This is a genomic window from Pseudomonas sp. SK2, from assembly GCF_016772395.1.
Classification (GTDB): domain Bacteria; phylum Pseudomonadota; class Gammaproteobacteria; order Pseudomonadales; family Pseudomonadaceae; genus Aquipseudomonas; species Aquipseudomonas taiwanensis.
In genome coordinates, this window is record NZ_CP061944.1 from 466,356 (window position 1) to 493,176 (window position 26,821).

Consider the following 26,821-nt stretch of genomic DNA (forward strand, 5'->3'; position numbering starts at 1 on the left):
CGCCGCTTGTGCGGCGCATCGCGAGCAAGGCTCGCTCCTACGAGGGGGGGAGCGGTGTCGGGTGCAAGTTATGCTGGCGTGACTGGCCCGGAACAAGCTGGCGTTTGTGGGATTGAGCGCCGCTTGTGCGGCGCATCGCGAGCAAGGCTCGCTCCTACGAGGGGGGAGCGGTGTCGGGTGCAAGTTATGCTGGCGTGACTGGCCCGGAACAAGCTGGCGTTTGTGGGATTGAGCGCCGCTTGTGTGGCGCATCGCGAGCAAGGCTCGCTCCTACGGGGAGGGGCGGGTGCTAATTACGCTGGCGTGACCGGCCCGAACAAAGCGTAGGAGCGAGCCTTGCTCGCGATGCGCAGCGCGAGCGGCGCTCGATTCACGCCCCACCACAAGCCCCAGACCGTACCCTCTCGATCAATTACTGGACAGCCGGTCCCCACGGGCAAATCGCCAGGTCCGAATGATCTCCAGCCGATCGAACTCCGCCAGATCCCCGGTAAACGGCGCAAACGGCGCAGCCAGCCGCACGATTCGTTGCGCCGCCTGGTCCAATACTGGCTGTCCGGATGACTCCAGCACCAGCACCTCGTACAGCGAACCATCGCGGTTGATCGACACCATCATCCGCAAGTTGCCGTAGATCTGCTGCCGGCGCGCCTCTTCGGGGTAGTTGAGGTTGCCCACCCGTTCGACCTTCTTGCGCCACTCCTCTTTGTACCAGGCGCCCTTGTCGCGCATGGTCGAGGCGGCGTTGAGCCGGTGGATGCGCGGGCGTTTGGCATACAGCTGCTGCTCGTGGGACAACTCGGCCTCGAGGCTGGCGATCTGGCTGGACAATTGCGAGCTGTCGAAGTCCGGTGCGGGCACCGCAGGCTTGGGCTGCGGTTTGCTCTCCTTGGGCTTGGGCTCGACCTTCTGCGGTTTGGGCGCCTTGGTGGCCACTGCGGATTTTTGCGGCGCCGGTGGTGGCTCCACGTCAGGCTTCGCCGCTGGAGGAGGGGTGACCTTGTTGATCTTGCTGTCCTGGAACGGTGCAACCTCGGTGGTCTTCGGGACCGCCTTTTTGTCCAGGGTACCGCTGCCTTGCTGGTCGTTCTGTGCCTGGAAGTCGGCCTTCTCCGGCGGCTTCTCGCTCTTGAAGGTGGCCAGGGTGATGTCCATGGTGTGACGGATCTGCGCCGGTTCGACGGCGCTGAAGCCCACACCAAGGATCAGCGCCAGGTGAACCAGGGCAGCCAGGAACAGGGTGAAGCCAAGCCGGTCCACCGGGCGAACGCGGGGTGGCAGCAGGTCGGCGGGGATGTCGGCAGGCAGCGTCATCAGGTATCCAGCAACCGCGGGGCGGGGCAGCAGGTCAGTTGTAAAGGACCGGCATCATACCCCACTCCGCGTATTTGCCGCGTGTCGGCGGTCAGCGCGTCTTCAACTGGCGATCAATGGCGTCCATCAGCTTGCCGCCGATGTCCGTGTTGTAGGCCGCATCGATCTCGCGGATGCAGGTCGGGCTGGTGACGTTGATTTCGGTCAGGTAGTCGCCGATCACATCCAGGCCGACGAACAGTAGGCCCTTCTCTCGAAGGGTCGGGCCCACCTGGGCGGCGATCCAGCGGTCGCGCTCGGTCAGCGGGCGGGCTTCGCCACGACCGCCGGCGGCCAGGTTGCCACGGGTTTCGCCACTGGCCGGAATGCGCGCCAGGCAATAGTCGACCGGCTCGCCGTCGATCATCAGGATGCGCTTGTCGCCGTCCTTGATCTGGGGCAGGTAGGCCTGGGCCATGATCTGCTGGCCGCCGTGCTGGGTCAGGGTCTCGAGGATCACCGAGAGATTGGGGTCGCCCGGGCGGTGGCGGAATACCGAAGTGCCGCCCATGCCATCCAGCGGCTTGAGGATCACGTCGCCATGGGTGGCCGCGAATTTGCGCAGGATGTCGGCGCGACGGCTGACCAGGGTCGGGGCCATGCACTGCGGGAATTGCGTGGCAAAGAGCTTTTCGTTGCAGTCGCGCAGGCTTTGCGGGCGGTTGACCACCAGCAGGCCGTCACGCTCGGCCTGCTCCAGCAGGTAGGTGCTGTAGACGAACTCCATGTCGAAGGGTGGGTCCTTGCGCATCAGCACCACGTCCAGATCGGTCAGCGCGCTGTCCTGCTCCTCACCCAGCTCGAACCAGCGGGCCGGGTCGGCGAATACCTTCAGTGGGCGCATCTGCGCACGGGCCTGGCCAGCACCCAGGTACAGGTCACGCTGTTCCATGTAGAACAGGCTCCAGCCACGGGCCTGGGCGGCCAGCAGCATGGCCAGCGAACTGTCCTTCTTGTAGGAGATGGACGCGATGGGGTCCATGACAATGCCGAGGCGAACGCTCATGGGGTGGTTCCTCTTGGCGGCCCGAGGCCGCGATGGATCGAAAGAAAAGTGGCTCAGGGTGGCGCCGGGAACGCGGCTGGTCAAGGGGCGCGGCAGATGGAATGGCCTTGCGGAGTATGCTAAAAGTGCAGCTGCAAGCACTTTGTGGCGTCTGTGTCGCAGCGGGCGCACAGCCCATCGCCGGCAAGCCTGCGCTCACCGTGTAGGCGCCGGCTTGCCGGCGATGGCCGCACCACTTGCAGCTAACTTCCACTGGTAGGCATTTATGGAACAACCCCTGAAGGTGATGGTGATCGACGATTCACGCACGATCCGCCGCACCGCGCAGATGTTGCTCGGCGAAGCGGGCTGCGAGGTGATCACCGCCAGCGACGGCTTCGATGCCCTGGTCAAGATCGTCGACCACCAACCGCAGATCATCTTCGTCGATGTGTTGATGCCGCGTCTGGACGGGTATCAGACCTGCGCCGTGATCAAGCACAACAGTGCCTACAGGGACATCCCGGTCATTCTGCTGTCGTCCCGCGATGGCCTGTTCGACAAGGCTCGCGGCCGGGTGGTCGGCTCGGACCAGTTCCTGACCAAACCCTTCAGCAAGGAAGAGCTGCTCGACGCGATCAGGGCGCATGTCCCTGGTTTCGCCGCGCCCGAACAACACGCACCCTGATCGCGCCCGCCATGGCGCCGTTTTCATTGTCCTGATGGGGAACCAGCATGGCCCGAGTTCTGATTGTCGACGATTCGCCGACAGAGATGTACCGATTGACCGAGTGGCTTGAAAAACGCGGCTACCAGGTGCTCAAGGCCAACAACGGTGCCGATGGTGTCGCCTTGGCCCGCCAGGAAAAGCCCGACGCGGTGCTGATGGACATCGTCATGCCAGGCATGAATGGTTTCCAGGCTACCCGGCAGCTCAGCAAGGACCCGGAAACCAGCGCCATCCCGGTGATCGTGGTCACCACCAAGGACCAGGAAACCGACCGCATCTGGGCCACGCGCCAGGGCGCCCGTGACTTCCTGACCAAGCCCGTGGAAGAAGACGCACTGATCGCCAAGCTCAAAGAGGTGCTGGGCGCTTGACCACCCGTCCGCAAGGCGCGTCGCTCACCGCTTTCGAGCTGTTGCTGGACATAGACCGGCGCTGCCGTTTGCTGGTGGCTGACCAGCCACCGCAGGATACCCGCCTGCAACAGTGGAGCGGCATCGGCTTTCGCATTGCCGGACAATGGTTCGTAGCACCCATGGGCGAAGTCGCCGAAGTGCTGCGTGAGCCGCGCAGCAGTCGGGTGCCGGGCGTGCAGCCGTGGGTATGCGGTGTGGCCAATCTGCGTGGCCGGTTGCTGCCGGTCATGGACCTGAGCAGCTTTTTCGGCCTCGGCCCGGCGGCTCCGGGCAAGCAGCGTCGGGTCCTGGTGCTGGACTACGAAGACCTCTTCGTTGGGCTGTTGGTCGACGAGGTGCTGGGCCTGCAGCACTTCGCCTTGAGCAGCCTTGAACTGTCGCCGCCCCAGCCGTTGCTGCGTGCTGCGACGCGTTTCGTCCAGGGGCATTTCCCCCGCGAGCGCAACTGGGCGATTTTCAGCCCTTTCGCCCTGGCCCAGGCCCCGGGCTTTCTCGATGTGGCGTTATAGGACCTTCGAACGTGAACAAGCCGGCCACCAGTGTCACTCCGCCCCCAGTGACCCAGCGCACGCGCAGCAGCGCGCAGATCACCGTGTTGTTCGTGGTGTTGATTCTGTCGATCATCCTGCTGTTCGCCAATTTCGCCTACCTCAACACCCAGTCCAACCACGACAAGCAGTACATTGGTCATGCTGGCGAGTTGCGCGTGCTGTCCCAACGCATCGCCAAGAACGCCACCGAGGCGGCCGCCGGCAAGGCCCTGGCTTTCAAGCTGCTGTCCGATGCACGCAACGACTTCGAGCGGCGCTGGAGCTACTTGCGCGAAGGTGACAAGTCCACTGGCTTGCCTGCAGCGCCTGTCGCGGTGCGCGACGAGATGGAGGCGGTGCGCCAGGACTGGGAAAACCTGCGCAAGAACACCGATACCATCCTGGCCAGCGAGCAGACCGTGTTGTCGCTGCACCAGGTAGCGGCAACCCTGGCTGAGACCGTGCCGCAGTTGCAGGTCGAGTACGAAAAAGTCGTGGAGATCCTGCTGCAGAGCGGCGCCCCGGCCAACCAGGTGGTGGTCGCCCAGCGCCAGTTGTTGCTGGCCGAACGTATTCTCGGTTCGGTCAACACGGTGTTGGCGGGTGATGACACGGCCGCCCAGGCTGCCGACGCCTTTGGTCGCGATGCCAGCCGGTTCGGGCAGGTGCTCGAAGGCATGCTCGGGGGCAACCCGGCGATTCAGGTCACGCGCGTGGAGGACGCCGATGCGCGGGCGCGGTTGGCCGAAATTGCCGAGCTGTTCCAGTTCGTGGCCGGTTCGGTGGACGAAATTCTTGAAACTTCGCCCGAGCTGTTCCGCGTGCGCGAGGCTGCCAGCAACATCTTCAGCCTCTCGCAAACCTTGCTGGACGAGGCCTCGCACCTGGCCAACAGCTTCGAGAACCTGGCCAGTGGGCGCACCCTCGACACCGTCGGCGGTTACGTGCTGGGTCTGCTTGCACTGGCCTCGATCATCCTCATCGGCCTGGTGATGGTGCGGACAACGCATCGGCAGTTGCAGGAAACAGCAGAAAAGAACGAGCGCAACCAGCAGGCGATCATGCGCCTGCTCGATGAGATCGAAGAACTGGCCGACGGCGACCTGACCGTGACGGTGTCGGTGACCGAGGACTTTACCGGCGCCATCGCCGACTCGATCAACTATTCCGTGGACCAGCTCCGCGATCTGGTCGCGACCATCAACCACAGCGCCGAACAGGTCGCCGCGGCGGTGCAGGACACCCAGAACACCGCGCGCCAGCTGGCCAAGGCTTCGGAGCATCAGGCCGAGCAGATCAGCGAGGCGTCGCTGGCGGTGGGCGACATGGTCGAGTCGATCGACCGGGTATCGGCCCATGCCTACGAGTCGGCCAAGGTAGCCGAACGGTCGGTGGCCATCGCCAACAAAGGCAATGAGGTGGTGCACAACACCATCAACGGCATGGACAACATCCGCGAGCAGATCCAGGACACCGCCAAGCGGATCAAGCGGCTTGGCGAGTCCTCCCAGGAGATCGGTGATATCGTCAGCCTGATCGACGACATTGCCGACCAGACCAACATCCTTGCCCTTAACGCGGCAATCCAGGCATCGCTGGCGGGCGAAGCCGGTCGCGGCTTTGCCGTGGTCGCCGACGAGGTGCAGCGCCTGGCGGAGCGCTCCTCCTCGGCAACGCGGCAGATCGAGGCCTTGGTACGCACCATTCAGGCCGATACCAACGAAGCGGTCATCTCGATGGAACAGACCACCGCCGAAGTGGTGCGCGGCGCGCGCCTGGCGCAGGATGCCGGGGTAGCACTGGCTGAGATCGAAGGCGTGTCGCAGAACCTTGCCGAGCTGATCCACAGCATTTCCGATGCCGCCCAGTTGCAGACGTCGTCGGCTGGTCAGATTTCCCACACCATGGCGGTGATTCAGCAAATTACCGCGCAGACCTCCGCAGGCTCTGGGGCGACCGCCGACAGTATCCGCCACCTGGCTCGCATGGCCAGCGAGATGCGTCGCTCGGTGTCCGGCTTCACCTTGCCGGCACCTGCCGAGCCACGCTGAGGAGTTGTCCATGGCGTCTGCCGCAGTCACCCCCGAACGTCACGATACGGTTGCCCTGGCCTGGACCAAGGCAGCCATCCTCGATTGCCTTGGTCAGGCCCGCCAGGCGCTGGAGCGCTTTGCCGGGGAACCGGGCGACCTGTCGATACTGGCGTTCGTCGTCGATAACCTGCACCAGGTTCATGGTTGCTTGCGCATGCTTGAATTGCGGGGCGCGGCCCACCTGGCTGAAGAATTGGAGCTACTGGCCAGGGCCTTGGCCGAAGGCCAGGTCAGCCCACGAGGAGAGTGCCTGGGCGCGGTGTTCCGGGGCCTGGAGCAGTTGCCCTCCTATCTGGAGCGGTTGCGCGGTGCGCGCCACGACTTGCCCTTGGTGATGTTGCCCTTGCTCAACCAACTGCGCACCTGCCGTGGTGTAGGCCCGCTGGCCCAAGGCAGCCTGATCGGCGGCGCCGCCGAGCGCTTCGCCGGGGCCGACGACCTCGCCAACCTCGACCTGTCGCTGGGCAACTGGCGCGAGCAGATGCAGGCGGGGCCAGGGCGCGATGCCCTGCGCTCGGTGGTGACGGCGTTGTGCGATGACCTGATGCGCATCAAAGAGCGCCTGGACCATTTCGTGCGTGGCGACCGTCAGCACAGCGAGCAACTGGAAGACTTGCTGGCGCCCCTGCGCCATGTCGCGGACACCTTGGCGGTGTTGGGTTTCCAGCAACCACGACGGGTGATCATCGACCAGGTTCTGGCCCTGCAGGCACTGGCGCTCGGCGAGCGTGCAGCGGATGACGCCGTGCTGATGGATGTGGCAGGCGCGTTGCTGTACGTCGAAGCCACCCTCAACGGCATGGTCGGGCCACTGGAGGAAGGCGGCCAGGGCGGGCTGCCTGGCTCGGACCTGGCCGAAATTCGACAGCTGGTGCTGAGCGAGTCGCTGTCAGTGGTGCAGCAGGCCAAGGACCTGATCGGTGACTGCCTGGAATCCGGGTGGCCCCGGCAACGTCTGCAGCCCCTGCCAGGCTTGCTGCAGCAGGTGCGCGGCGCGTTGTCGATGCTCATGCTGCCGGTTGCCGCCGAGGTGTTTGCCGGCTGCGCAAGTTACGTCCAGGGGTGGTTGCAGCACCTGGACGTCGAACCGCCAGCGGACGAGCTCACGCACCTGGCCGAAGCACTGAGCGCTGCTGAGTGCTACTTGCAATGGCGGGTGGCCGATCCATTGGCCGATGGCCAGCCCTTCATCGACATGGCCCGTGCCAGCCTGGCGGCATTGGGGGTGCAATGCACGCTGGTCGAGACTGGCGCCGACTCGTCGGCGGGAAGCGACGGCATCGACGACGAACTGCGCCAGGTGTTCCTTGAGGAAGCCGGCGAATTGCTGCCGGACATCGAACGGCATTGGTTGCGCTGGCGGGCCGACAACCACCTGCGTGAAGCCTTGATCGAAGTGCGCCGCGCCCTGCACACGCTCAAGGGCAGTGGGCGCATGGTGCATGCCGAGGCGGTAGCGGAGCTGGCCTGGGGCGCCGAGCATTTGCTCAACCGCGTGCTGGAAGGGCGCATCGCGCTGGTGCCGGAGGCCGTGGTGACGTTGCAGCGGGTATTCGTTCACCTGCCCGACCTGCTGGCCGACTTTGCGGCAGGGCAGTTGCCACAACTGACCGAAATCGAACAGCTGGCGAGTCACCTGCACGTGCTGGCCGAGAACGATGCACCTGCCAGCACCGAGGTCGAGGGTCTCGACCCGCAACTACTGGACATTTTCCGCAACGAGGCACAGGGGCATCTGGCTTGCCTGGACAGCTTCCTGCAGGAGGCGGCCGGCCACGACACCCCGGTGAGCGATGCCCTGCAGCGTGCCTTGCATACCTTGAAAGGCAGCGCGGCCATGGCGGGTGTCATGCCGATCGCCGAGCTGGCCACCGCATTCGACCGGCTGGTTCGTGAATACAAGGGGCATCAGTTGCCGCTGCAAGTCGCCGAGCTGCAATGGCTGGAAGCAGCGCGCACCTTGTTCCACCTTGGCCTGGCCCAGCTCGGCAGTACGCCGCTGGCGGCCATTGCCGGTGCGGCGCAATTGATAGAGCAGGTCGGGCAAAGGGTGGACGAGCGCCTGGCCACGCTGCATGAAGACCCCCAGCATGGGCGTCGAAGCAAACGGGATCCGCAATTGATCGCCAGTTTCCTGGGGCAAGGCATGGACATCCTGCTCGATGCCGAGTCGCTGCTTTCACGCTGGCAGGAGCACCCCGGCCAGCGGCAGGAACTGGACACCCTGCTGGATGAACTGACCACCCTCGGTCACGGCGCGCACTTGGCGGACCTGTGGCAGATGGATGATGTCTGCGAGGCGCTGCTGGATCTTTACGGGGCAGTGGAAGAGGGCAGCTTGGTTGCGGATGCGCGCTTCTTCGCCCAGGCCCAGCAGGCCCACGAGGCGCTGCTGGACATGCTCGACGAAGTGGCGGCGGGGCAGGAGGTCACGGCCAGGCCGGAGCGGATCGATGCGTTGCGCAGCCTGCTGGCCGAGGCCCTGGCACCGGATGCCACCGGCCTGGTGGGCCGCGATTCGGTCAAGCCTCTGCCGCCCGCCGTGGACCTTGAAGACCCGGCGTTGGCGCAACTGTTCCTCGAAGAGGCGCGGGACATCCTCGACAGTGCCGACCAGGCCTTGGAGCAATGGGGTCAGGAACCCGACAATCTTTCCACGCTCTCGTCCCTGCAACACGACATGCAGACCCTCAAGGGGGCTGCACAAATGGCTGCGGTCGGCGCTGTCGAGCGGCTGGCCCAGGAGCTTGGCCTTTTTTACGAGGCCCTGGTCGACCGCCGTCTTGGCTCAAGTACCGGGTTGATCGCTTTGCTACGGCGGGGCCACGCGGCCCTGGGTGAGATGCTCGACACTTTGCGCCAGGGCCAGCCGCCGTCTTCGGCGGTCGACTTGTTGGGCGAAATGCGCGAGGTGCGCCACGCGCCGCCACCGCCCAGCAGCGAGGCGATTGTGGAGGAGGCGGACAGCCCGGGCGACAAGGAACTGCTGGAAGTCTTCCTGGAAGAGAGCTCGGACATCGTCGAAAGTGCCGCCGAGGCCCTGGCGCGCTGGCAAGCCGACCCGCGCAGCAGCGTCGAGGTGGATAACCTGCTGCGTGACCTGCACACCCTCAAGGGCGGGGCACGCATGGTCGAAATCGCGGCCATCGGCGACCTGGCCCATGAGCTGGAGTTCCTCTACGAACTGCTGGCCGCCGGGCGTCTGCCACCCAGCCCGCCATTGTTCGCCTTGCTGCAAAACTGTCACGACCGCCTGGCGCACATGCTCGATGCCGTGCGCCTGGGTCAGCCGTTGCATGCAGCCACGGCGCTGATCGACTACATCCGTAACTTCAGCAGTGCGGCCCTGACCGACAGCGCTGCCGGCCAGGCCCCGGCCGACGCGACACCGGCCGAAGCGCCCGCCACGACGCCCGAGCGGGCAGCGGGCGATATGGTCAAGGTCGATGCCGAGTTGCTCGATGAGCTGGGTAACCTGGCCGGCGAGCATTCGGTGATTCGCGGGCGTATCGAGCAGCAGGTCAACGACGCGCAGTTCGCGTTGAACGAAATGGAAACCACGCTGGAGCGCATGCGCGATCAACTGCTGCGCCTGGACATCGAGACCCAGGGGCGGATTTCCAGCCGTCAGCAAATCGAGGGCGATGCCTACGACGACTTCGACCCGCTGGAAATGGACCGTCACTCCCAGTTGCAGCAGCTGTCGCGGGCACTGTTCGAGTCGGCCTCCGACTTGCTCGACCTCAAGGAAACCCTGGCTCAGCGCGCCCAGGAGGCCTACAGCCTGCTGCAGCAGCAGGCACGGGTAGCCAGCCAGTTGCAGGAAGGCCTGACCGCGACCCTGATGGTGCCGTTCGAGCGGCTGGTGCCGCGCTTGCAGCGAGTGGTACGGCAGGTGGCGACCGAGCTGGGCAAGCAGGTGGAGCTGGTGGTCGGCAATGCCGAAGGCGAACTGGATCGCAGCGTTCTGGAGCGCATGGTAGCGCCCCTGGAACATATGCTGCGCAATGCCGTGGACCATGGTCTGGAGTCGCGTGAGGCACGCCTGGCCGCTGGCAAGCCGGAGCAGGGCACCATTCACCTGAACCTGCTGCACGAAGGCGCCGACATCGTCATCGAAATGACGGACGATGGTGCCGGTGTGCCGTTGGAGGCGGTGCGGCGCAAAGCGATCAAGCGCGGGTTGCTGGACCCGCAAGCACAATTGAGCGATCACGAAATCCTGCAGTTCATCCTGCGCCCAGGTTTTTCCACGGCCGAGAAGATCACCCAGATTTCAGGGCGCGGACTGGGCATGGATGTGGTCCATGAAGAGGTCAAGCAGCTGGGCGGCTCGATGAGCATCGAGTCGGCCCAAGGCAAGGGCGCGCGTTTCCTGATTCGCTTGCCGTTCACGGTGTCGATCAACCGCGCTCTGATGGTGCACCTGGGGGAAGAGCAGTACGCCATTCCGCTCAATACCATCGAAGGTATCGTCCGCGTGCCGCCAGCGGAACTCGATGCCTGCTACCAACTGAGTTCGCCTCGCTATGTGTACGCCGGCCATGCCTACGAGCTGCGTTATCTTGGCGAGTTGCTGCAGGGCGTGGCGCGGCCCAGCTTGCTGGGCCAGAGCGTGCCCCTGCCGGTCTTGCTGGTTCATTCCCAGGAGCAATCGTTCGCCATCCAGGTCGACAGCCTGTCACCCAGCCGTGAGATCGTGGTGAAGAGTCTGGGCCCGCAGTTCGCCGCAGTGGCGGGGCTGTCCGGTGCGACCCTGCTCGGTGACGGCCGCGTGGTGCTGATTCTTGACCTGCTGGGCCAGCTGCGGGGTCAGCAACGGCGTCTGGCACGCCTGCCGGGAGGCAGCGATGCGCAGCGCCAGGCATTTGGCCCCGCGCCACGACGGGCGCTGCTGGTGATGGTGGTGGACGACTCGGTTACCGTGCGAAAGGTCACCAGCCGCCTGCTGGAGCGTCACGGCATGAGCGTGTTGACGGCCAAGGACGGTGTAGATGCCATGACCCAGCTCGAAGAGCATCGGCCCGATGTGCTGCTGCTGGATATCGAAATGCCGCGCATGGACGGTTTCGAGGTGGCCACCCGCATTCGCCGCGACGAGCGCCTCAAGGACCTGCCGATCATCATGATCACCTCGCGTACTGGGCAGAAGCACCGTGATCGGGCGATGGCCATCGGCGTCAACGAATACCTCGGCAAGCCTTATCAGGAGTCGGTCCTGTTGCAGAGCATCGCCCACTGGAGCCAGACCCATGCTTGAACTGATCGCAGGTCAGCGCAGCAGCCTGACCGGGTTGCTGCTGCCCCTGGGGGACCGCACCTTGGTATTGCCCAACGTTGCCGTGGCCGAGTTGCTTGGCCGACGTTCGCTGCCGTGCGAGCGCAACGCGCTGGCCTGGCACCTGGGCTGGATCGACTGGCGCCAGCAGCACTTGCCGTTGATCGGTTTCGAAGCGGCCTGCGGCGGCGAAACCCCCTGTGGCGAACGCGCGCGCATCGTCGTGCTCAATGCCTTGGGCGACACCGGGCTGCGTTACCTGGCGTTGTTGCTGCAGGACATTCCCCGTTCGTGCAAGCTCGACAGCCAGCTCAACTATGTGGATGTGGCGCTGGGCAGCCTGGAGCTGGCAGCGGTGCAGGTGGGCGAGCAGGTGGCGCGGGTGCCGGACCTGGTGGCGCTGGAGCGGTTGGTGCGTGACGCGCAACTGCAACCTGTCGCCAGTTAGCATGTGCTTTGGCTGGCCCCTACACACGGCGAGTTGTAGAAGCCGGCTTGCCGACGATAGAGTCGGAATCGACCAAGACAGGAACCCTGCCCACCTCAGGAGGTCTGTGTTTGCATGTATTACGGTGAACGCTTCAACGCCTGGACGCATCTGGTCGGTGCTGTGCTGGCCTGCATCGGCGCCATCTGGCTGATCGTGGTAGCGGGCCTGCAGGGCGACCCCTGGAAAATCGTCAGTTTCTCCATCTATGGCAGCACATTGCTGCTGCTTTACAGCATTTCCACTCTCTACCACAGCACTCGTGGACGGGCGAAAGTGATCATGCGCAAGCTCGATCATCTTTCGATCTACCTGCTGATCGCCGGCAGCTACACGCCATTCTGCCTGGTCAGCTTGCGGGGGCCTTGGGGCTGGAGCCTGTTTGGCGTGGTCTGGGGCCTGGCGGTGATTGGGATGCTGCAGGAAATCAAGCCGCGTTCCGAAGCTCGGATCCTGTCGATCGTCATCTACGCGGTGATGGGCTGGATCGTCCTGGTCGCGGTCGAACCGTTGTTGCGCAGCCTGGGTGGCGCCGGCTTCGCCTGGTTGGCGGCCGGCGGGGTGTTCTACACCGTGGGCATCATCTTCTTCGCCTTCGACAGTCGCTTCCGCCACTGGCATGGCATCTGGCACCTGTTCGTGATCGCCGGCAGCCTGATGCACTTCATCGCCGTGTCGTTCTACGTGCGTTAGAAGTCGCCCCACAACTGCTGTGCCACCGACAGCGCCACCACCGGTGCAGTTTCGGTGCGCAGCACCCGTGGGCCGAGCCGGGCGGCGTGGTAGCCGGCGGCTTTTGCCTGGTCGACTTCCGCTTCGCTCAGGCCGCCTTCCGGGCCAATCAGGAAGGCCAGGCGCGTCGGTTTGGCGTGGCGGGTCAGAGGCTCTGCTACCGGGTGCAATACCAGCTTGAGGTCGGCTTCGGTGCTTTTGAGCCACTCGGCGAGGGTGACGGGAGGGTGAATGATCGGCAGGGTGGATCGGCCACATTGCTCGCAGGCGCTGATCGCCACCTGGCGCCAATGGGCCAGGCGCTTGTCGGCGCGCTCGTCCTTCAGGCGCACTTCACAGCGTTCGCTGACGATTGGGGTAATCTCGTTCGCCCCAAGCTCGGTGGCTTTCTGAATCGCCCAGTCCATGCGTTCGCCTCGGGACAAGCCCTGGCCGAGATGAATGTGCAGTGGCGATTCGGCCTGCCCAGGCAGAGCCTGGTCAAGGCTGACGCGTACGCTTTTCTTGCCCACCTCCAACAGTTGGCCGAGGTACTCCTGGCCGCTGCCGTCGAACAGTTGCACGGCATCGCCAGCCGCCATGCGCAGCACGCGGCCAATGTAGTGGGCCTGCGCTTCGGGCAGGTCGTGCTCGCCTGGGCTCAGGGGGGCGTCTATGAAGAAGCGGGACAGTCTCATGGTTCTGCTCGGAGTATTGAGGGTACGAATCTCCCGGTGGGAGCGGCGAAATGCGAGGTCAGCCCGGATCACGGAAGCCAGGGTGGAAATCAGCCGGCACCGCGACACTCACACTGTCGCGCGTGGCGATGTCGATACCTTCGCTGGCCACGTCGGCAAGGAAGTCGATCTGCTCAGGGGTGATCACGTACGGCGGCAGGAAGTACACCACGCTGCCCAGCGGGCGCAGCAGTGCGCCGCGTGTCAGGGCATGCTCGAACACTTTCAGGCCGCGACGCTCTTGCCAGGGGTAGGCGACCTTGCCGGCTTTGTCCTGGACCATCTCGATGGCCAAGGCCATGCCGGTCTGACGGATTTCCGCGACATGCGCGTGATCGGCCAGGTGCGCAGTGGCACTGGCCATGCGCTTGGCCAGGGCCTTGTTGGCTTCGATGACGTTGTCTTGCTCAAAGATGTCCAGGGTCGCAAGTGCCGCTGCGCAGGCCAACGGGTTACCGGTGTAGCTGTGCGAATGGAGGAAGGCCCGCAGGGTCGGGTAATCGTCGTAGAACGCCTGGTACACGGTGTCTGTGGTCAGGCACGCGGCCAACGGCAGGTAGCCGCCGGTAAGGGCCTTGGACAAACACAGGAAGTCCGGACGTATGCCAGCCTGTTCGCACGCGAACATCGTCCCGGTGCGGCCGAAGCCGACGGCGATCTCGTCGTGGATCAGGTGCACGCCATAGCGGTCGCAGGCTTCGCGCAGCAGTTTGAGGTAGACCGGGTGGTACATGCGCATGCCGCCGGCACCCTGGATCAGCGGTTCGATGATGACGGCCGAGAGGGTCTGGTGGTGCTCGGCCAGGGTTTGCTCCATGGCCGCGAACATGTTGCGCGAGTGCTCTTCCCAGCTCATGCCTTCCGGGCGCAGGTAGCAATCCGGGCTAGGCACCTTGATGGTATCGAGCAGCAGCGCCTTGTAGGTTTCGGTGAACAGTGGCACGTCGCCCACCGACATCGCGGCGATGGTCTCGCCGTGGTAGCTGTTGGTCAGAGTGACGAAGCGCTTTTTCGCCGGCTTGCCGATGTTCTGCCAGTAATGGAAGCTCATCTTCAACGCCACTTCGATGCACGATGAGCCGTTGTCGGCGTAGAACACCCGGTCGAGCCCGGCCGGTGTCATGGCGACCAAGCGCTCGGACAGCTCGATGACCGGCTGGTGGCTGAAACCGGCCAGGATGACGTGCTCCAGCTGGTCGACCTGGTCCTTGATGCGCTGGTTGATGCGTGGGTTGGCGTGACCGAATACGTTGACCCACCAACTGCTGACGGCGTCCAGGTAGCGCTTGCCTTCGAAGTCCTCGAGCCACACACCTTCGCCGCGCTTGATCGGGATCAGCGGCAGCTGCTCGTGGTCTTTCATCTGGGTGCAGGGGTGCCACAGGACCTTCAGGTCACGTTGCATCCACTGATCGTTGAGGCCCATCGGCGCTTCTCCTGGCATTGCAGCTTGGTTTGACCGCGTAAGCCTAAGCAATGCCGCCGGGCACGACAACCGCTGCCGTCAGATGGCGACAGGTGCGCGTCCAGGCCCGCTTGGGCAAGGTGCTGAAAATCGTGTGCTGGCGAGACGCAAAAACAAAAATGTCAGTTGGCAAAGGCACTTGATATCACTGAGCTGGCAGGGTCTGCAGACCTGACGTATTCTTAACGCATCTCCCTCGGGGCATCCCTGCCTCTCCCTATTCTGTTGCTTTTAACTCGGAGTTCGCCGATATGGCCGCTGCTTGGGTGCGCCTGTGCGCGTTGGTATTGATTGGTGTGTCCAGCGGTGCCGCGCTGGCAAAGGACAAGACACCCTCGGCAATCGTGGTGGGTGGCGGCCTGGCAGGCCTGACCGCCGCTTACGAGCTGCAGAACAAGGGCTGGCAGGTGACTCTGCTGGAAGCCAAGTCGGGCATGGGTGGTCGCTCGGGGCTGGCCACCAGCGAGTGGATCGGCAACAGCAAGGCCCAGCCGGTGCTGAACCAGTACCTGGACCGTTTCAAGCTTGAAACACTGCCCGCGCCAGAGTTCGTTCGTACCCCTGGCTACCTGATCGACGGCGAGTATTTCAGTGCCACGGACCTGGCCGCCAAGCAGCCGGCCACCGCCGAAGCCATCAAGCGCTACGAGAAGACGCTCGATGATCTGGCCCGCTCGATCGAGGACCCGCTGAACCCGCAGGCAACCAGCACCCTGTTCGCTCTGGACCAGATCAACGTCTCCACCTGGCTCGACAAGTTGCAGTTGCCGACCACTGCACGACAGTTGATCAACCAGCAGATCCGTACCCGCTATGACGAGCCGTCGCGTCTGTCGCTGCTCTACTTCGCACAGCAGAACCGTGTCTATCGTGGGGTCAGTGACCGCGATCTGCGCGCCGCCCGTCTGCCCGGGGGTAGCCCGGTCCTGGCGCAGGCTTTCGTCAAGCAGCTCAAGACCATCAAAACCAGCTCGCCGGTGACCTCCATCGTGCAGGACAAGGACGGCGTGACGGTCAAGGTCGGTAGCGTCGGCTATCAGGCGGACTACCTGGTGATGGCCGTGCCGCTGCGTGCCCTGGCCAAGATCCAGATGACCCCAGGCCTGGACAGCCAGCACCTGGCGGCCCTCAAGGGCACCAACTATGGCTGGCGCGACCAGCTGATGCTCAAGTTCAAGCAGCCTGTGTGGGAAAGCAAGGCCCGGATGTCGGGTGAAATCTTCAGCAACGCTGGCCTTGGCATGCTGTGGATCGAACCAGCGCTCAAGGGCGGTGCCAACGTCGTTATCAACTTGTCCGGCGACAATGCCCGCCTGTTGCAGGCATTTGGCGACAAGCAGATGGTCGACCAGGTACTGATCCGGTTGCACGCGTTCTATCCAAAGGCCCGTGGTTCGTTCTCTGGGTATGAACTCAAGCGCTACAGCACCGACGCCAACACTGGCGGCGCTTACTTGGCCTATGGCCCAGGCCAGATCAGCAAGTACTGGCGCCTGTGGGAGCGTCCGGTGCAACGCATTAGCTTCGCCGGCGAGCACACCGATGCATTGTACCCAGGCACTCTCGAAGGCGCCCTGCGCAGTGGTCAGCGTGCTGCCAGCCAGGTTCAGGACCTGCTGGCAGGCAAGTCGTTCGACCCGGCTAAAGCGGCGCCGGTGGCTGCAGCTGCGGCAACCGGTGCTGTAGCGGCCAAGAAGGAGGGTGGGTTCTTCTCGCGTCTGTTTGGCGGCGGCGACAAACCCGAAACCAAACCAGCAGCCGTTGTGAAAACAGATGCGGTGGCTCCGGCCCCGGCCCCGGCCCCTGTCGCCACCCCTGCGCCGACCCCTGTAGCAGCGCCTGCGGTCGTGGCCAAGGAAGAGCCGGCCAAGCCTGCCGCTACCAAGGCCACCCCGGCCAAGCACGCCCCGGCGCACAAGCCGGCAGTCAAGCAGGCGCACAAACCTGTCGAGGCGAAGAAGGCTACGGTCAAATCGGAGCCGGTCAAGAAAGCGGTAAACAACACCCAAGCGAAAGCTGACTGAAGCCCGCGTACCGGCTCCTGCACGACCTGCAGGAGCCGGCCTGTCGGCGCTGAGTCCGGCACTGACAAGCGATCCCTCCCCGACTATTGTTAATGTTTCCTTAATAGGAAACGTTCACAATCGGCATCGGAATTTTCGATTAATCGAAGCAACTTTTTGTGCTTTTCTTCGATACGTTACGCGTTAGTCTGTGCACAGCTTTCACGGGGGAACACGTCGACATGCAACTGCGCAACTCACCCGCTCGTTACGGCGCGGTCAGCATCTTTTTGCACTGGGGCGTGGCCCTGGCGGTCTTCGGGCTTTTTGGCCTGGGCCTGTGGATGGTCGGCCTCGACTACTACAGCCCATGGCGCAAATCCGGCCCTGATCTGCACAAGAGTATCGGTCTGGTGCTACTGGTGGTGATGGTATTGCGTGTGGTTTGGCGCTTCATCAGCCCACCGCCTCCAGCGCCGGCCAACCATGGGCCGCTGACGCGTGTAGCTGCCAAACTGGGCCATCTGGCACTGTACCTGGGGCTGTTCGCGGTGATGATCGCCGGTTACCTGATCTCCACCGCCGATGGCGTCGGTATTCCGGTGTTCGGCTTGTTCGAAGTGCCGGCTCTGGTCAGTGATTTGCCCGACCAGGCCGATCTGGCTGGCGAGATTCATCTCTACCTGGCTTGGGCGCTGGTGATTTTCGCCGCCTTGCATGGCCTGGCAGCGCTGAAGCACCACTTCATCGACCGTGACGCGACCCTGACCCGCATGCTGGGCCGCAAAGCTTGATTCTCAACCTCAATTGCAAAGGAAAGAAAGGATGTTGAAAAAGACTTTTGCCGCTCTGGCGCTCGGTACCGCTCTGATCTCTGCTGGCCAGGCCATGGCCGCCGAGTACAAGATCGACAAGGAAGGCCAGCACGCGTTCGTTGACTGGAAGATCAGCCATCTGGGCTATAGCTTCATCCACGGCACCTTCAAGGACTTCGACGGTAACTTCACCTGGGACAGCGCCAAGCCTGAAGCCAGCAAGATCAATGTCGACCTGAAGACCGCCAGCCTGTGGTCCAACCATGCCGAGCGTGACAAGCACATCGCCAGTGCCGACTTCCTGGATGTGAAGAAGTATCCGCAAGCCAAGTTCGTCTCCACCAGCGTCAAGTCCACCGGTGCCAAGACTGCTGACGTGACTGGCGACCTGACCCTGCACGGCGTCACCAAGCCGGTCACCTTCAAGGCTGTGTTCAACGGCGAAGGCAAAGACCCATGGGGCGGTGAGCGTGCTGGTTTCAACGCCACCACCACGCTGAACCTGAATGACTTCGGAATCAAAGGCCCAGGCCCTACCTCGCAGACCCTTGACCTGGATATCAGCGTCGAAGGTGTGAAGCAGAAGTAATTCGCGCTAGCAATGAAAACGCCGCCCAATGGGCGGCGTTTTCATTTGTAGCCGAACGATCAGCGATTGCGGGTCAGCAGCGCAGGGCGCTCACCACGCGGCCGGCTCGGCAGCTCTTCCAGTTGTTCCGGCGTTGGGTAGCGGTCGAGCTTGGATTCCTTGCGGATGATCACCGGCTGATGCTGCGGTTCGCGCGGACTACGCACTGCCGGTTCCTGCCGTGTGTTGTCGCTGCGACCGGCCGAGCGGTTACGACCACCCGCGTTACCATCACGGCGCGCACCGCCACCTCCACCGCCATTGTTGTTGCGGGGCGGGCGTTTCTCGCCGCTGGCGCCGCGTTGCTGGCCGCCATTTCGGCCTTGGCCCTGGCTGCCGCCGTTGCTGCGCTGTCCCTGACCTTGCTGTTGACCCTGGCCTGCGGCGCCTGGGCGACGGTTGCGGCCCTGGTTCTTGGCGTTTTGGTAGGGGCTGACGTAGTCGGCACGGTTACCGAAGTTGTCGATCTCGTCATCCAGGAACTCTTCTGGATCACGGTCGGCAGGTACTTTCGGCACAGCGTTGGTGCTGGCCTGCTGCTGGCGAGGCTTCTTGTCGCGTTGCTTGCGCTGCTGTTGCTGGCGCTCGCCGGACTTCTCCTTGTCAGCGGGTTTGTCGGCGGCCTGTTGCTTGGCCTTGCCTTTGTCCTTTCCCTTGTCCTTGCGTCCGCCACTGCCTTCCTGGCCTGCTTCGCCACGGGCCTGCTGGTTGCGACCACCACGGCCATTGTGCTGCTGACGCTCACGGGTTTCTGGCTTCTCGGCTTCGACCTTGCTGGCATCGAAGCCCATCAGGTCGCCGTCCGGGATCTTCTGCTTGGTGACGCGCTCAATGCTCTTGAGCAGCTTCTCTTCATCAGGAGCGACCATCGAGATCGCTTCGCCCGAACGTCCGGCGCGGCCGGTGCGGCCGATACGGTGGACGTAGTCTTCCTCGACATTGGGCAGCTCGAAGTTGACCACATGGGGCAACTGGTCGATGTCCAGGCCGCGGGCGGCGATGTCGGTGGCGACCAGTACGCGAACACTGTTGGCCTTGAAGTCAGCCAATGCCTTGGTGCGGGCGTTCTGGCTCTTGTTGCCATGGATCGCCGCGGCGGTGAGGCCGTGCTTTTCCAGGTATTCGGCCAGGCGGTTGGCGCCATGCTTGGTACGGGTGAAGACCAGCACTTGTTCCCAGGCGCCGAGGGTGATCAGGTGAGCCAGCAGTGCGCGCTTGTGGCTGGCGGGCAGACGGTAGACGCGCTGTTCGATTCGCTCGACCGTGGTATTCGGTGGTGTGACCTCGATACGCTCCGGGTTGTGCAGGAGCTTATCGGCCAGGTCGGTGATGTCCTTGGAGAAGGTAGCCGAGAACAGCAGGTTCTGGCGCTTGGCCGGCAGGCGGGCAAGGACTTTCTTCACGTCATGGATGAAGCCCATGTCGAGCATGCGGTCGGCTTCGTCGAGCACCAGGATTTCCACATGGGATAGATCGACACTGCCTTGGCCTGCCAAGTCCAGCAAGCGACCCGGGCAGGCGACCAGGACATCGACGCCCTTGGCCATGGCCTGAATCTGCGGGTTCATGCCGACGCCACCGAAGATGCAGGCGCTGACCAGGGAAAGGTCACGGGCATAGACCTTGAAGCTGTCATGGACCTGGGCCGCCAATTCGCGGGTTGGCGTCAGAACCAGCACGCGAGGCTGGCGTGGGCCATGGCGTTGCGATTTGTCGGGGTGGCCACCCGGGAACAGGCGCTCGAGGATCGGCAGGGCAAAACCGCCAGTTTTGCCAGTACCTGTCTGGGCGGCGACCATCAGGTCGCGACCTTGCAACACGGCGGGAATGGCCCGCTGTTGCACCGGAGTCGGCTGGGTGTAGCCCGCTGCCTCGATAGCGCGGACAAGAGCCTCGGAGAGACCGAGGGAAGCAAAGGACATGGGCAATCCTGTTCTCGTGGGGGCTGGGCCCGTTGGGATATTCTGCCTGGCGCGACGGGCATCGGCGGGATGCGATCGCGTCCGGTCCAGCTGGGCTTTCACTGCGCATCCGGGCAGCGGAGGGCGAGCGCGAAGGGGCGTCGTTACCGATCAGGATGCCTGTTGCGAGGCCGAGCGTCCGGGCGTGAGCCGGGCGGGAAGGCCCGAGTATAACAGAGCTATCGCTGCGTGCTGCGTTCCTGCTGCTCAACGGCGCCAGGAATATTGCCGAAGTCGTCGGAGTAGCGGTTGTTGATCGCCGCGTAGGCCGGTTCCTGCTTGAAGCGTTGCAGCTCTTCGGAGAAATGCCTGGCCAGGTCCTCGCGCCCAGGTTTGCGGGCCAAACCCAGGTATTGCGCCTGGCGACTGATCATCAGTGGCAGCTCCTCGACCTGCCGTTCGAGCCCCAATTGCTTGCGGAGATAACGACCGACCCGGCGGTCGGTCACCAGCAAGTCGATGCGGCCGAGCATCAATTTGCCGAAGTTGGCCTCATGGGTAGGGGCCGCCTCCCGGCGAAAGTAAGGCGATTCGCTGAACGAGGCGCCGTAGGAGTAGCCGGGCGAAGTGCCCACCGTCAGCCCGGTCAGGTCTTCCAGGCGGGTGACGGGGTGGCGGCGCACGCTGGCTTGGAACAGGACGAACTCGACGTCCGACATAGGCTCGTCGGGGTAGACCATGTACGGTTTGCGCGATTCGGTCTCGAAAATATCCATCACCCCGTCGGCCAGCCCTTGCTCGACCATGGCCAAGCACCGTTTCCAGGGTAGGAACTGCCATTCGACATCGAAGCCCAGGCGCTTGAACACTTCGGTGGTGACTTCGTAGTCGATGCCTTTGGGCTGGCCGTCGTGCTGGTACACGTACGGTGCCCAGTCGTCGGTGACCAGGCGCAAACGTTCACCCAAGGCCAGAGGGCTCAGGCAGGCGAACAACAGGAGGCACAGCAGGCGGGCGACGTCATGCATGGCCGCAGATTACGCGCTCGCTTAGGCCAAGGCCAGATATCGGCGCGCCAGTTCAGGTCTGCGGGACGTCGAGCAGGTGGCCCTCGATTTCCTTACGCCGGCCACCGAGTGACAGACGCATGCCCGGATGGCGCAGGCAGCGGCGCAATTGCTCGGGCTCCATGCGGCCCTCGCGCGCCACATAGTTCTCCAGGGCTTTGTCCCACCAGGCCGGGGCGCAGGCCCGGTCGAACTCGTTGCCATACGGGTAGCAGCCGTACAGCAGTTCTCGGGCGAACTGGCGTTCCTGGCTCGGCAAGGTCAGCGTCAGTGCCTTGTAGCCCAACCGGTGCAGGGCTGGCGGGCGCGGCAGTCGGTCATTGACCTGCAGCACGTCGGCCCGGGCCGCCTCACTGAGTGGTTCATCGGCGTGCTTGCGCAGCCAGGCCTGGATCTTGGCGCGGAACTGCTGCTTGCGGCTCCAGTAGTGGTGGATCACATCGGTGCACTCGGCCAGCGCGAGGGTGCGGTGGGCGGCCACTGCAAGGCAGAACTCTTCGAGTGTGTAGGCGGTGGGTGCCAAGGGATAGAACTCGTCCATCATGGCAATGGAGCGGTCCAGTATCTGAGCATCAGCCTGGGTCAGGCCGATGACTCCGGAGTTGACCATGCGCGTCTGATCGTCAGCCAGTCCGCGTTGGCGAAGTATGGCGTGAAGGCTTTCGTACAGCACGGCCTTGCGGTTCGCGCCGTAGGGCGCGCCAATGAAGTTGCACAGCAACTGGCCTGGCTTGACGCGTTCGAACAGGCGCAGCGGCGAGGTGCGGAAGAACGTATCGGTGTCGATCAGTACCGCCAGCGGATGCTGTTCGAGCACTTGGCGCAATAGCACGTGCTTGCTGCGAAAGTGATAACCATGGGGAAGATTCCAGGCCGTGCGCGTCGCAGCGTCCAGCACGTGGACGTTGACGGGCAGTTTGCCGTAGGGCGCCGGGTTGTCGGTGTAGACATGGATGTCAACGGCGGCGCCAGGCGTTTCACCCAGGTGAGTGAGGGCGCTGACGATGCTGAAGCAGGCCTCTTGGTGATAAGTCACCGGGCCGAACGCGAGGTAGATGAGCTGCGAGCGTGCAGGCGACGGTGTCTGCATATCGGGCAAACCTGGCTGTCCACAGGGATAATAAGGCTTTAGTGTAAGACTAAAGCCTTAATTGTTCCTTAAACAGATGTTTCCAAGTTGTTTCAGCGAGGCAGCTTCAGGTTGTTCCAGATAGCCAGACTTGGCTCGGCCTGGTTCAGGGTGTAGAAGTGCAGGCCCGGTGCGCCGCCTTGCAGCAGTTGTTCGCACATGCGGCTGATCACGTCTTCGCCGAAGGCCTGGATGCTGGCGGTGTCATCGCCATAGGCTTCCAGCTGCTTGCGGATCCAACGTGGAATCTCGGCGCCGCAGGCGTCGGAGAAACGGGCCAGCTTGCTGTAGTTGGTGATGGGCATGATGCCCGGCACTACAGGGATGTCCACGCCCATCTTCTGTGCGCGCTCGACGAAATAGAAGTAGCTGTCGGCGTTGAAGAAGTATTGGGTGATGGCGCTGTCGGCACCGGCCTTGACCTTGTGCACGAAATTGGCCAGGTCGTGTTCGAAGTTGCGTGCCTGCGGATGCATTTCCGGATAAGCGGCAACTTCCAGGTGGAAGTGATCGCCGGTTTCCTGGCGGATGAACTCGACCAGATCGCTGGCGTAGCGCAGCTCGCCGCTGGCCATGCCCATGCCCGATGGCAGGTCACCACGCAGGGCGACGATGCGCTTGATGCCGGCGGCCTGATACTGGTTAAGCAGGGCGCGCAACTCGTCCTTGCTATCGCCGACGCAGGACAGGTGGGGGGCGGCCGGTACCTTAACTTCGCTTTCCAGCTGCAGCACGGTATTGAGCGTGCGGTCGCGGGTCGAGCCACCGGCACCGTAGGTGCAGGAGAAGAAGTCGGGGTTGTAGCTGGCCAGCTGGCGGGCAACGCCCATCAGTTTTTCGTGGCCGGCATCGGTCTTGGTGGGGAAGAACTCGAAACTGTAGCGGCGTTCTTGTGACATCTCTCGTTCCTTCAGCTGCCAGCGCCAGGCGGGCAACTGCAAATAAAAGCCAGGGCGGTTTGGGCCGGCCTGGCTCGGGCATCGTTGCGAAGCGTTGCCTGCAAGGGCCAGGCAAGGTGCCTGGCCCTTGGGCCGCTGATCAGTAGCGGTAGGCGTGCGGCTTGAACGGGCCTTCGACAGTCACACCGATGTACTCTGCCTGCTGCGGGGTCAGCTGGGTGACCACGCCGCCGAAGCCGCGGACCATTTCCAGGGCCACTTCTTCGTCGAGTTTCTTCGGCAGCACTTCAACGGTCAGGCGCTCGGCTTTCTTGGCGGCTGGCAGGTCGGCGAACTTCTGCTCGAACAGGAAGATCTGGGCCAGTACCTGGTTGGCGAACGAACCATCCATGATGCGGCTTGGGTGGCCAGTGGCGTTACCCAGGTTAACCAGGCGGCCTTCGGCCAGCAGGATCAGGTAGTCGTCGTTGTGCGGGTCGAAGGTACCAGCGCCGGTGCGGTGGATCTTGTGGACCTGTGGCTTGACCTCTTCCCATGCCCAGTTCTTGCGCATGAAGGCGGTGTCGATTTCGTTGTCGAAGTGGCCGATGTTGCAGACCACGGCACGCTTCTTCAGGGCCTTGAGCATGTTGGCGTCGCAGACGTTGACGTTACCGGTGGTGGTGACGATCAGGTCGATGCGGCCCAGCAGGTCGGCGTTGATGCCAGCTTCGGTACCGGTGTTGATACCGTCCTTGAACGGCGAGACGACTTCGAAGCCGTCCATGCAAGCCTGCATGGCGCAGATCGGGTCGATTTCGGTGACCTTGACGATCATGCCTTCCTGGCGCAGGGACTGGGCCGAGCCCTTGCCCACGTCACCGTAGCCGATCACCAGGGCTTGCTTGCCCGACAGCAGGTGGTCGGTGCCGCGCTTGATGGCGTCGTTCAGGCTGTGACGGCAGCCGTACTTGTTGTCGTTCTTGCTTTTGGTGACCGAGTCGTTGACGTTGATCGCCGGGACTTTCAGCTCGCCCTTGGCCAGCATGTCCAGCAGGCGGTGCACGCCAGTGGTGGTCTCTTCGGTCACGCCGTGGATTTTCTCCAGCATGGCCGGGTATTTCTTGTGCAGGATTTCGGTCAGGTCACCGCCGTCGTCCAGGACCATGTTGGCATCCCATGGCTGGCCGTCCTTGAGGATGGTCTGCTCGATGCACCATTCGTATTCCTGCTCAGTTTCGCCTTTCCAGGCGAACACAGGGATACCGGCGGCGGCGATGGCCGCGGCAGCCTGGTCCTGGGTGGAGAAGATGTTGCAGGACGACCAGCGAACTTCGGCACCCAGGGCAACCAGGGTTTCGATCAGCACGGCGGTCTGAATGGTCATGTGGATGCAGCCGATGATCTTAGCGCCCTTGAGCGGTTGCTCAGCCTGGTACTTGCGGCGCAGGCCCATCAGCGCTGGCATTTCCGATTCGGCGATGATGACTTCCTTGCGGCCCCAGTCGGCCAGGGAGATGTCGGCGACCTTGAAGTCGGAAAAACCTGCAGGCGTGTTTACAGCGCTCATTGAGAGCCTCCATTCGTAGTGTGCGAATGGGCGCCGTTGTGCGTTGAGCGTCCGCGTCGCGGACAACGCCCCAACCGAGCCTGACAGGCCGAGCCTGCTGCAGCGCCCCTCGGATGGGTGGCGGGCATGGCGCCACAGTGGGCGACCATGTTAAACGGCAGGGATTATAGCCTTGGCTGTGTGACACACCCAAGGCTTTCTGTCGATTAATCGCGACGATAGTCGATGTTCAATGGAGCGCCGGCGGCCGCTCTGCCATCATTACTCCACGTTAGCCAAGCAGGTCAGGAGTACCGATGAACTTTCACACCCGCAAATGGGTAAAGCCCGAAGACCTCAACCCCAATGGCACCCTGTTCGGCGGCAGTCTGCTGCGCTGGATCGACGAGGAGGCGGCGATCTACGCCATCGTGCAGCTGGGTAACCAGCGCGTGGTGACCAAGTACATGTCGGAGATCAACTTCGTCAGCGCCTCGCGTCAGGGCGACATCATCGAGCTGGGCATCACCGCCACCGAATTCGGCCGCACATCCATCACTCTCAAGTGTGAAGTACGCAACAAGATTACCCGCAAGATGATCCTCACCGTCGACAAGATGGTCTTCGTCAACCTGGGTGAGGACGGGCTGCCGGCGCCGCACGGGCGGACCGAAATCAAGTACATCCAGGACCAGTTCCCGGATACCGCTGTCGAGTAAGCGTCGCCCAAAGGTAGGAGCCAGCCTTGCTGGCGAACCAAGCACCACGGTGCATGGCGCCGGCTGTGCTGGTGTTCGCCGGCAAGGCCGGCTCCTACGCCGCGTGTCATTCGGCCGGTTGGCTCACCTTGCGCACCATCTTGCCGACCGTCAAACCCTGCACCAGGATCGACGACAGCACCACGATGTAGGTGATCGACAGCAACAGGTCACGCTCGTCGCCCACCGGCAGCGACAGTGCCAGTGCCACCGACACCCCTCCACGCAGGCCGCCCCAGGTCAGCACGCGCACGGTCCCCTTGGGCACGCTTCTCCAGCGGCGCAGCAGGACGATGGCCGGTGCCACAGTCAGCAGCCGTGACAGCAGTACCGCAACCGCCAGCACGCCGCCTGCCGCCAAGTGCAGCCAGTTGAATGGCAGCAGCAACAGTTCCAGGCCGATCAGGGCGAACAGCAGGGCGTTGAGCATGTCGTCGATCAGTTCCCAGAAACCGTCCATGTAGCGACGGGTCATGTCGTTCATCGCCAGGTTGCGCCCCAGGTTCCCGATGATCAGGCCTGCCACCACCATGGCGATGGGGGCCGAGACATGCAGTTCGTAGCACATCGCCGAGCCACCAATCACCAGCGCCAGGGTCAGCATCACCTCGACCTGGTATTGCTCGACGCTTTTGATCATCCGGTAGGTGGCATAGCCGATCAGTCCGCCAAACAACACGCCACCCACGGCTTCGTGAACGAACAGCATGGCGGTTTCAGCGACGCTCGGCGTCTCGCCCATCTGGATGATGCCCAGCAGCACGGTGAACACCACGACCGCGGTGCCGTCATTGAACAGCGACTCGCCAACGATGGTGGTCTTCAGCGGTTTGGAGGCGTTCGCAGTACGTAGTGCACCGAGTACGGCAATGGGGTCGGTCGGTGAAATCAGTGCGCCGAACAGCAGGCAGTAGATCAGCGGCACGTTCCAGCCGAACAGGGCGAACACCCAGTGGGCGAGATAGCCGATGACGAAGGTGGCGATCAACACGCCAAGGGTGGCCAGCAGGCCGATCGGCCAACGGTAGCTGCGCAGGTCGGTGAGGTTGACGTGCAGTGCGCCGGCGAACAGCAGGAACGACAGCATCCAGTGCATCAGCAGGTCGTTGAAGTCGATCTGGTTCATCAGCCCTTCGACGCGCTCTTCCAGGCCAGGAAAGCCAATCAGGCTCAGGCCCTGCAGCATCAGGGAAAACAGCAGAGCAGTCACCATCACGCCGATGGCGGGGGGGAGACCGATGAACCGGTAATTGACGTAAGTGAGGAGGGTGGTAAGGCAGATAAACGCTGCAACTAATTCAAGCATCCCAA

The 26,821-nt window shown here is 63.4% G+C and carries 21 protein-coding genes and 1 riboswitch; of the genes, 11 read left to right on the forward strand and 10 right to left on the reverse strand.

The genetic code is table 11. The features are described from left to right. Positions 1 to 408 precede the first annotated feature (408 nt). The gene (locus IF103_RS02050) at positions 409 to 1,314 is read right to left on the reverse strand and encodes an energy transducer TonB (RefSeq protein ID WP_104882261.1); all 906 of its coding nucleotides are present in this window, start codon (positions 1,312 to 1,314) and stop codon (positions 409 to 411) included. Between the two features lie 91 nt (positions 1,315 to 1,405). Beyond that, positions 1,406 to 2,359: a glutathione synthase gene (gene gshB, locus IF103_RS02055; RefSeq protein ID WP_023378335.1), complete on the reverse strand. Its 954-nt coding sequence runs from the start codon at positions 2,357 to 2,359 to the stop codon at positions 1,406 to 1,408. Between the two features lie 265 nt (positions 2,360 to 2,624). On the opposite strand from gshB, the gene IF103_RS02060 reads away from it, so the two are divergent. The 7 genes from IF103_RS02060 to trhA all read left to right on the forward strand — a co-directional run bounded on the left by IF103_RS02060 (position 2,625) and on the right by trhA (position 12,562). Further along, positions 2,625 to 3,026, forward strand: coding sequence for a response regulator (locus IF103_RS02060; protein WP_023378336.1), 402 nt, complete (start codon positions 2,625 to 2,627; stop codon positions 3,024 to 3,026). Between the two features lie 47 nt (positions 3,027 to 3,073). Beyond that, entirely contained in the window at positions 3,074 to 3,439 is a 366-nt protein-coding gene (pilH, locus tag IF103_RS02065; protein WP_023378337.1) for a twitching motility response regulator PilH, read from the forward strand. Further along, the gene (locus IF103_RS02070) at positions 3,436 to 3,990 is read left to right on the forward strand and encodes a chemotaxis protein CheW (RefSeq protein ID WP_202675830.1); all 555 of its coding nucleotides are present in this window, start codon (positions 3,436 to 3,438) and stop codon (positions 3,988 to 3,990) included. The genes pilH and IF103_RS02070 overlap by 4 nt, the downstream gene beginning before the upstream one ends. Before the next feature lie 11 nt (positions 3,991 to 4,001). After that, positions 4,002 to 6,062: a methyl-accepting chemotaxis protein gene (locus tag IF103_RS02075; protein WP_023378339.1), complete on the forward strand. Its 2,061-nt coding sequence runs from the start codon at positions 4,002 to 4,004 to the stop codon at positions 6,060 to 6,062. 10 nt (positions 6,063 to 6,072) lie between these two features. Continuing rightward, positions 6,073 to 11,364, forward strand: a complete 5,292-nt coding sequence (locus IF103_RS02080) for an Hpt domain-containing protein (protein WP_049818836.1) — start codon at positions 6,073 to 6,075, stop codon at positions 11,362 to 11,364. Further along, on the forward strand, positions 11,357 to 11,830 hold the full coding sequence (locus IF103_RS02085) for a chemotaxis protein CheW (protein WP_023378341.1): 474 nt from the start codon (positions 11,357 to 11,359) through the stop codon (positions 11,828 to 11,830). The genes IF103_RS02080 and IF103_RS02085 overlap by 8 nt, the downstream gene beginning before the upstream one ends. Positions 11,831 to 11,944: 114 nt before the next feature. Further along, positions 11,945 to 12,562, forward strand: a complete 618-nt coding sequence (gene trhA / locus IF103_RS02090) for a PAQR family membrane homeostasis protein TrhA (protein ID WP_023378343.1) — start codon at positions 11,945 to 11,947, stop codon at positions 12,560 to 12,562. Here the strand turns inward: trhA and IF103_RS02095 are convergent. After that, complete coding sequence (locus IF103_RS02095; protein WP_023378344.1) at positions 12,559 to 13,278, reverse strand: 16S rRNA (uracil(1498)-N(3))-methyltransferase; 720 nt, start codon at positions 13,276 to 13,278, stop codon at positions 12,559 to 12,561. The genes trhA and IF103_RS02095 overlap by 4 nt on opposite strands. A gap of 58 nt (positions 13,279 to 13,336) precedes the next feature. Further along, positions 13,337 to 14,743: an adenosylmethionine--8-amino-7-oxononanoate transaminase gene (locus tag IF103_RS02100; protein ID WP_027907943.1), complete on the reverse strand. Its 1,407-nt coding sequence runs from the start codon at positions 14,741 to 14,743 to the stop codon at positions 13,337 to 13,339. Positions 14,744 to 15,033: 290 nt separating this feature from the next. On the opposite strand from IF103_RS02100, the gene IF103_RS02105 reads away from it, so the two are divergent. The 3 genes from IF103_RS02105 (at position 15,034) to IF103_RS02115 (ending at position 18,189) form a co-directional block, all read left to right on the forward strand. Next, positions 15,034 to 16,806 (forward strand): FAD-dependent oxidoreductase, encoded by a 1,773-nt coding sequence (locus tag IF103_RS02105; protein WP_023378347.1) that lies wholly within the window; start codon positions 15,034 to 15,036, stop codon positions 16,804 to 16,806. A gap of 221 nt (positions 16,807 to 17,027) precedes the next feature. Further along, positions 17,028 to 17,579, forward strand: a complete 552-nt coding sequence (locus IF103_RS02110; RefSeq protein WP_023378355.1) for a cytochrome b — start codon at positions 17,028 to 17,030, stop codon at positions 17,577 to 17,579. 31 nt (positions 17,580 to 17,610) lie between these two features. After that, positions 17,611 to 18,189, forward strand: coding sequence for a YceI family protein (locus IF103_RS02115; protein ID WP_027907944.1), 579 nt, complete (start codon positions 17,611 to 17,613; stop codon positions 18,187 to 18,189). Positions 18,190 to 18,248: 59 nt separating this feature from the next. Here IF103_RS02115 and rhlE2 read toward each other — a convergent pair whose 3' ends face one another. The 5 genes from rhlE2 to ahcY form a co-directional block, all read right to left on the reverse strand. Continuing rightward, the gene (rhlE2, locus tag IF103_RS02120; RefSeq protein WP_023378358.1) at positions 18,249 to 20,150 is read right to left on the reverse strand and encodes an RNA helicase RhlE2; all 1,902 of its coding nucleotides are present in this window, start codon (positions 20,148 to 20,150) and stop codon (positions 18,249 to 18,251) included. A gap of 218 nt (positions 20,151 to 20,368) precedes the next feature. Continuing rightward, on the reverse strand, positions 20,369 to 21,157 hold the full coding sequence (locus tag IF103_RS02125) for a substrate-binding periplasmic protein (RefSeq protein ID WP_023378359.1): 789 nt from the start codon (positions 21,155 to 21,157) through the stop codon (positions 20,369 to 20,371). 52 nt (positions 21,158 to 21,209) lie between these two features. After that, positions 21,210 to 22,286 carry a hypothetical protein gene (locus IF103_RS02130; protein ID WP_027907945.1) on the reverse strand — a complete coding sequence of 359 codons (1,077 nt, stop codon included), beginning with the start codon at positions 22,284 to 22,286 and terminating at the stop codon, positions 21,210 to 21,212. Positions 22,287 to 22,378: 92 nt separating this feature from the next. Continuing rightward, positions 22,379 to 23,224 (reverse strand): methylenetetrahydrofolate reductase [NAD(P)H], encoded by an 846-nt coding sequence (metF, locus tag IF103_RS02135; protein WP_023378361.1) that lies wholly within the window; start codon positions 23,222 to 23,224, stop codon positions 22,379 to 22,381. A 139-nt stretch (positions 23,225 to 23,363) separates the two neighbouring features. After that, complete coding sequence (ahcY, locus tag IF103_RS02140) at positions 23,364 to 24,773, reverse strand: adenosylhomocysteinase (protein ID WP_023378362.1); 1,410 nt, start codon at positions 24,771 to 24,773, stop codon at positions 23,364 to 23,366. Between the two features lie 21 nt (positions 24,774 to 24,794). After that, positions 24,795 to 24,890, reverse strand: a riboswitch (S-adenosyl-L-homocysteine riboswitch). Between the two features lie 179 nt (positions 24,891 to 25,069). Here ahcY and IF103_RS02145 point away from each other — a divergent pair. Further along, entirely contained in the window at positions 25,070 to 25,471 is a 402-nt protein-coding gene (locus IF103_RS02145; protein ID WP_023378363.1) for an acyl-CoA thioesterase, read from the forward strand. Between the two features lie 106 nt (positions 25,472 to 25,577). Here the strand turns inward: IF103_RS02145 and IF103_RS02150 are convergent, their stop codons facing one another. Continuing rightward, a complete protein-coding gene (locus tag IF103_RS02150; protein WP_023378364.1) occupies positions 25,578 to 26,816 on the reverse strand; it encodes a cation:proton antiporter in 1,239 nt (412 codons plus the stop codon). Positions 26,817 to 26,821: the final 5 nt, after the last annotated feature.

Coding starts and splice junctions, on each gene's coding strand:
- IF103_RS02110 (WP_023378355.1), top strand. CDS start 17,028: ATGCAACTGCGCAACTCACCCGCTCGTTACGGCGCGGTCAGCATCTTT.
- ahcY (WP_023378362.1), bottom strand. CDS start 24,773: ATGAGCGCTGTAAACACGCCTGCAGGTTTTTCCGACTTCAAGGTCGCC.
- trhA (WP_023378343.1), top strand. CDS start 11,945: ATGTATTACGGTGAACGCTTCAACGCCTGGACGCATCTGGTCGGTGCT.
- pilH (WP_023378337.1), top strand. CDS start 3,074: ATGGCCCGAGTTCTGATTGTCGACGATTCGCCGACAGAGATGTACCGA.
- IF103_RS02125 (WP_023378359.1), bottom strand. CDS start 21,157: ATGCATGACGTCGCCCGCCTGCTGTGCCTCCTGTTGTTCGCCTGCCTG.
- IF103_RS02105 (WP_023378347.1), top strand. CDS start 15,034: ATGGCCGCTGCTTGGGTGCGCCTGTGCGCGTTGGTATTGATTGGTGTG.
- IF103_RS02145 (WP_023378363.1), top strand. CDS start 25,070: ATGAACTTTCACACCCGCAAATGGGTAAAGCCCGAAGACCTCAACCCC.
- IF103_RS02060 (WP_023378336.1), top strand. CDS start 2,625: ATGGAACAACCCCTGAAGGTGATGGTGATCGACGATTCACGCACGATC.
- IF103_RS02100 (WP_027907943.1), bottom strand. CDS start 14,743: ATGGGCCTCAACGATCAGTGGATGCAACGTGACCTGAAGGTCCTGTGG.
- IF103_RS02115 (WP_027907944.1), top strand. CDS start 17,611: ATGTTGAAAAAGACTTTTGCCGCTCTGGCGCTCGGTACCGCTCTGATC.
- IF103_RS02095 (WP_023378344.1), bottom strand. CDS start 13,278: ATGAGACTGTCCCGCTTCTTCATAGACGCCCCCCTGAGCCCAGGCGAG.
- IF103_RS02150 (WP_023378364.1), bottom strand. CDS start 26,816: ATGCTTGAATTAGTTGCAGCGTTTATCTGCCTTACCACCCTCCTCACT.
- rhlE2 (WP_023378358.1), bottom strand. CDS start 20,150: ATGTCCTTTGCTTCCCTCGGTCTCTCCGAGGCTCTTGTCCGCGCTATC.
- metF (WP_023378361.1), bottom strand. CDS start 23,224: ATGTCACAAGAACGCCGCTACAGTTTCGAGTTCTTCCCCACCAAGACC.
- IF103_RS02080 (WP_049818836.1), top strand. CDS start 6,073: ATGGCGTCTGCCGCAGTCACCCCCGAACGTCACGATACGGTTGCCCTG.
- gshB (WP_023378335.1), bottom strand. CDS start 2,359: ATGAGCGTTCGCCTCGGCATTGTCATGGACCCCATCGCGTCCATCTCC.
- IF103_RS02050 (WP_104882261.1), bottom strand. CDS start 1,314: ATGACGCTGCCTGCCGACATCCCCGCCGACCTGCTGCCACCCCGCGTT.
- IF103_RS02130 (WP_027907945.1), bottom strand. CDS start 22,286: ATGCAGACACCGTCGCCTGCACGCTCGCAGCTCATCTACCTCGCGTTC.
- IF103_RS02085 (WP_023378341.1), top strand. CDS start 11,357: ATGCTTGAACTGATCGCAGGTCAGCGCAGCAGCCTGACCGGGTTGCTG.